The organism is Thiohalophilus sp. (assembly GCF_031581315.1).
Taxonomy (GTDB): domain Bacteria; phylum Pseudomonadota; class Gammaproteobacteria; order UBA6429; family Thiohalophilaceae; genus Thiohalophilus.
Genome location: NZ_JAVLAZ010000034.1, coordinates 14,738 through 18,235, shown reverse-complemented (window position 1 = coordinate 18,235; position 3,498 = coordinate 14,738). Strand labels below are relative to the sequence as shown.

Here is a 3,498-nt window from a genome sequence, read left to right as displayed (position 1 = left end):
TCCGAGAGGCGGGTATCCACCTCACTCAATTGCCGATTGCCTTCCTGGCCAGCCACCCATTCCAGACCCAGTTGCTTTTGATGCGCCTGGAAAATGTCGTTGGTGGTAACTGGCTCGGTCATAAACTCAGCTCCGGGACTGTTCGCTCAACAGCTGGTGCATTGAGTCGTTATTGGGGCACTGTCGCGCTCGTTGCCGGAATTCATCGTCATTAAACATGCCCGCCAGCATGGCCAGCAGCTTGAGATGTTCCTCGCTCGACTCCTCGGGCACGATCAGGGCGAACAACAAATCCACCGGCTGTTTGTCTATCGCGTCAAAATCGATGGGCTGTTTGAGCTGCACAAAGGCAGCGGTGGCATGATCACAGTTTTTCAGGCGGCCATGGGGAATCGCGACACCGTAACCGATGCCGGTTCCCCCCAGGCGTTCCCTGGATATCAGGCTTTCAAAGATCTCCGTCGAATCGGCCTCCTGCTGGTCAGTGGCCAGCAGTTCGCTGAGCAATTCCAGAACACGCTTTTTGCTTGAGGCTGACGAGCCGCAGACAACGCGTTCCGGGCTGAGAAAATCTGATAGTTGCATGATCAGGCCTGTTCAGGTTTATTCGATGGGCTGCTTTTTCAGGCCACCTTCAGCACGATGATGGTCGGTCAGCTTTTCCTTGTGCTTTTTGATTTGACGGTCCAGTTTGTCTGCCATCGCATCAATGGCCGCATACATATCTTCGTTCTCGGCATTGGCGAACAGTTCTCCGCCGCTGATATGCACGGTGGCTTCGGCTTTCTGACGGTTCTTTTCCACACTCAGAATCACGTGAACATTGGTGACATTATCAAAGTGTCGTTCCACCCGTTCCAGTTTGCTGATGACATAGTCGTGCATGGATTCGGTGATGTCGACATGATGACCTGTGATGTTGACTTGCATGGTTATCTCCCGGGTTAAGCCAGACGTTTGCGTTCATTGGATGGAGGTATCGCCAGTGCTTCACGGTACTTGGCGACGGTGCGCCGGGCAACATTGATCCCCTGGTCTGACAGAATGGTGGCGATCTTGCTGTCGCTCAGGGGTTTGCTCGGTGTTTCAGCGGCAATCAGCTTCTTGATCAGGGCCCGAATGGCCGTCGCGGAGGCCTCTCCGCCGCTGGAAGTAGAGACGTGGCTGGAGAAAAAATATTTCAATTCATAGATGCCGCGTGGCGTGTGCATGTATTTTTTGGTGGTAACCCGCGAGATGGTCGACTCGTGCATTTCGACTTCCTCGGCAATATCATGCAACACCAGGGCTTTCATGGCTTCCTCGCCATGTTCCAGAAAGTCTTTTTGACGCTCGACAATGCTGGTGGCGACCTTGAGCAGCGTTTCGTTACGACTGGTCAGACTCTTGAGAAACCAGCGGGCTTCCTGCAGGTGGTTTTTCAGGGTGCTACTGTCCTCGTCGCTTTTGACCTGCTTGATCAGGCTGGCGTAATGGGGGTTGATGCGCAGTTTGGGCGCGGCATCGGGATTCAGTTCCACCCGCCATTGCCCCTTGACCTTGCTGACAACCACATCGGGAATAATATATTCAGGCTGGCCGGTAGCAATCTGGCCGCCGGGACGGGGATTCAGCGAGGTGATCAGCTGAATCACTTCCCGCAATTCGGTGTCGTTCAGTTTCAGTTTGCGTTGCAACTGGGCGTAGTCGCGATGTGCGAGCAGTTCAAAATGATGTTCGACCAGTTCCTGGGCTTTTTGCAGTTGCGGGTGTTCCAGCGGAAACTGCTTGAGTTGCAGGATCAGGTTCTCACGCAGATCGCGGGCAGCGACTCCCGGGGGATCAAAATACTGGATGCGATGTAAAACGGCCTCGACCTCATCGAGCTCGATCTCCTCGTCACCCAGCGCCTGCTGGACCTCCTCGATGCTGCAGCCCAGATAGCCGTCGTCATCGATCGAGTCGATAATGACCTCGGCAATAGCGCGATCGGTGTCGCTGAAATGGCTCAGTTCCATTTGCCAGCGCAGGTAGTCCTGCAAACTTTCACTGGTGGTGCCGGAGATTTCATAGTCCTGGCTGCTCTCGCCCGAGCTTCCTGTCAGAGGCGCGGCGATGTTGTCGTAAATGTCATCCCAGCTGCTGTCGACCGGCAGATCGTCGGGAATTTCGCTGTTTGTGTCGCCGGAACTGGCCGGCTCGCTTTCTTCGCGCTCGGTGGCGGGCGTTTCTGCGTTCGGAGGCGCCTCGGCGACGGTATAATTATCGGCCGGTTCGGCGTTCTCTGCACTGTTGTCCCCCTCTTCCTCGACTTCCAGCATCAGATTGGAATCCAGGGCATCCTGGATTTCAGTCTGCAGCTCAAGCGTCGACAGTTGTAGCAGCCGAATGGCTTGCTGCAACTGTGGGGTCATGGTCAGATGCTGACCGAGTCGAAGTTGTAGGGTTTGCTTCATATTATGGTTGGAGTTGGCCAGTGAACCAGCATGCTGGCTGATGTTAATTTTAGCGTATTTCGTTCGCGACTGCCGAGGCCTTTAGGCCGGATTTCCGGTGTTGCGACACGAATATGGCATACGGTGAGCTAGAGGCGAAAGTTTTCCCCAAGATACACCTTGCGTACCTGTTTGTTCTGTAACAATTGGTCCGGTTCGCCCTCGGCGATGACCTCACCGGCGTTGATGATATAGGCCCGTTCGCAGATACCCAGGGTTTCCCGAACATTATGGTCGGTTATCAGTACCCCGATACCGCGGTCTTTCAGATGCCGGATGATACTCTGGATATCCAGCACCGAGATCGGGTCCACGCCGGCAAACGGTTCATCGAGCAGGATAAAACGCGGCTCGGTCGCCAGCGCCCGGGCAATTTCCACCCGTCGGCGCTCGCCGCCGGAGAGGCTGATCCCCGTGCTCTGGCGGATATGACTGATGTGCAGCTCTTCGAGCAGCTCTTCGAGCTTCTGCTGTTGCTGATAGGGCGCCAGCTCCTTGCGGGTTTGCAAAATGGCCAGAATATTCTCGGCCACACTCAGCTTGCGAAATATCGAAGCTTCCTGCGGCAAATAGCCAATGCCGCGCCGCGCCCGCAGGTGCATGGGCAGGGGCGTCAGATCTTCGTCGTCCAGGTGTATCTGCCCCTGATCGGCCTCAATCAGTCCCACTACCATATAAAAGGCGGTGGTCTTGCCGGCCCCGTTGGGGCCCAGCAGGCCGATGATCTCGCCGCTGTTGACCGTTAGCGAGACATCCTTGACCACCTCACGGCCCTTGTAGCGCTTGCCCAGCTGGCTGGCGATAAGCTGGCTCATTGGGCGTTGTCTCCGGCCTTGTCGGCCGGCTCGATAATCGCCTTCACCCGCCCGTCGTCAGATGAGTCCGGGGAGGGCGAGCTTTCCCCCTGGCTGTTGGCGGCGACAATGCTGTTGCGGGTGTCGTAATGGATGCGTGCGCCACTGAAGCGGTTGGCGCCCTGGGTGACCCGGGCGTCGTCGATCAGCAGCAGCTCGCCGCTGCGGGT

At 56.4% G+C, this 3,498-nt stretch carries 4 protein-coding genes and 1 pseudogene; all 5 read right to left on the bottom strand.

All coding sequences use genetic code 11. The features are described 5' to 3' along the window. Window positions 1-126: 126 nt before the first annotated feature. The gene (gene ptsN / locus RI563_RS06845) at window positions 127-585 is read right to left on the bottom strand and encodes a PTS IIA-like nitrogen regulatory protein PtsN (RefSeq protein ID WP_310693623.1); all 459 of its coding nucleotides are present in this window, start codon (window positions 583-585) and stop codon (window positions 127-129) included. An 18-nt stretch (window positions 586-603) separates the two neighbouring features. Continuing rightward, on the bottom strand, window positions 604-930 hold the full coding sequence (gene hpf / locus RI563_RS06840; RefSeq protein ID WP_310693622.1) for a ribosome hibernation-promoting factor, HPF/YfiA family: 327 nt from the start codon (window positions 928-930) through the stop codon (window positions 604-606). 14 nt (window positions 931-944) lie between these two features. Beyond that, entirely contained in the window at window positions 945-2,435 is a 1,491-nt protein-coding gene (locus RI563_RS06835) for an RNA polymerase factor sigma-54 (protein WP_310693621.1), read from the bottom strand. Window positions 2,436-2,563: 128 nt separating this feature from the next. Continuing rightward, window positions 2,564-3,289: an LPS export ABC transporter ATP-binding protein gene (gene lptB / locus RI563_RS06830; RefSeq protein ID WP_310693620.1), complete on the bottom strand. Its 726-nt coding sequence runs from the start codon at window positions 3,287-3,289 to the stop codon at window positions 2,564-2,566. Further along, window positions 3,286-3,498 (bottom strand): annotated as a pseudogene (locus tag RI563_RS06825) (hypothetical protein); the annotation flags it as partial. The pseudogene RI563_RS06825 and the gene lptB, both read right to left, overlap by 4 nt.

Coding starts and splice junctions, on each gene's coding strand:
- ptsN (WP_310693623.1), bottom strand. CDS start 585: ATGCAACTATCAGATTTTCTCAGCCCGGAACGCGTTGTCTGCGGCTCG.
- hpf (WP_310693622.1), bottom strand. CDS start 930: ATGCAAGTCAACATCACAGGTCATCATGTCGACATCACCGAATCCATG.
- RI563_RS06835 (WP_310693621.1), bottom strand. CDS start 2,435: ATGAAGCAAACCCTACAACTTCGACTCGGTCAGCATCTGACCATGACC.
- lptB (WP_310693620.1), bottom strand. CDS start 3,289: ATGAGCCAGCTTATCGCCAGCCAGCTGGGCAAGCGCTACAAGGGCCGT.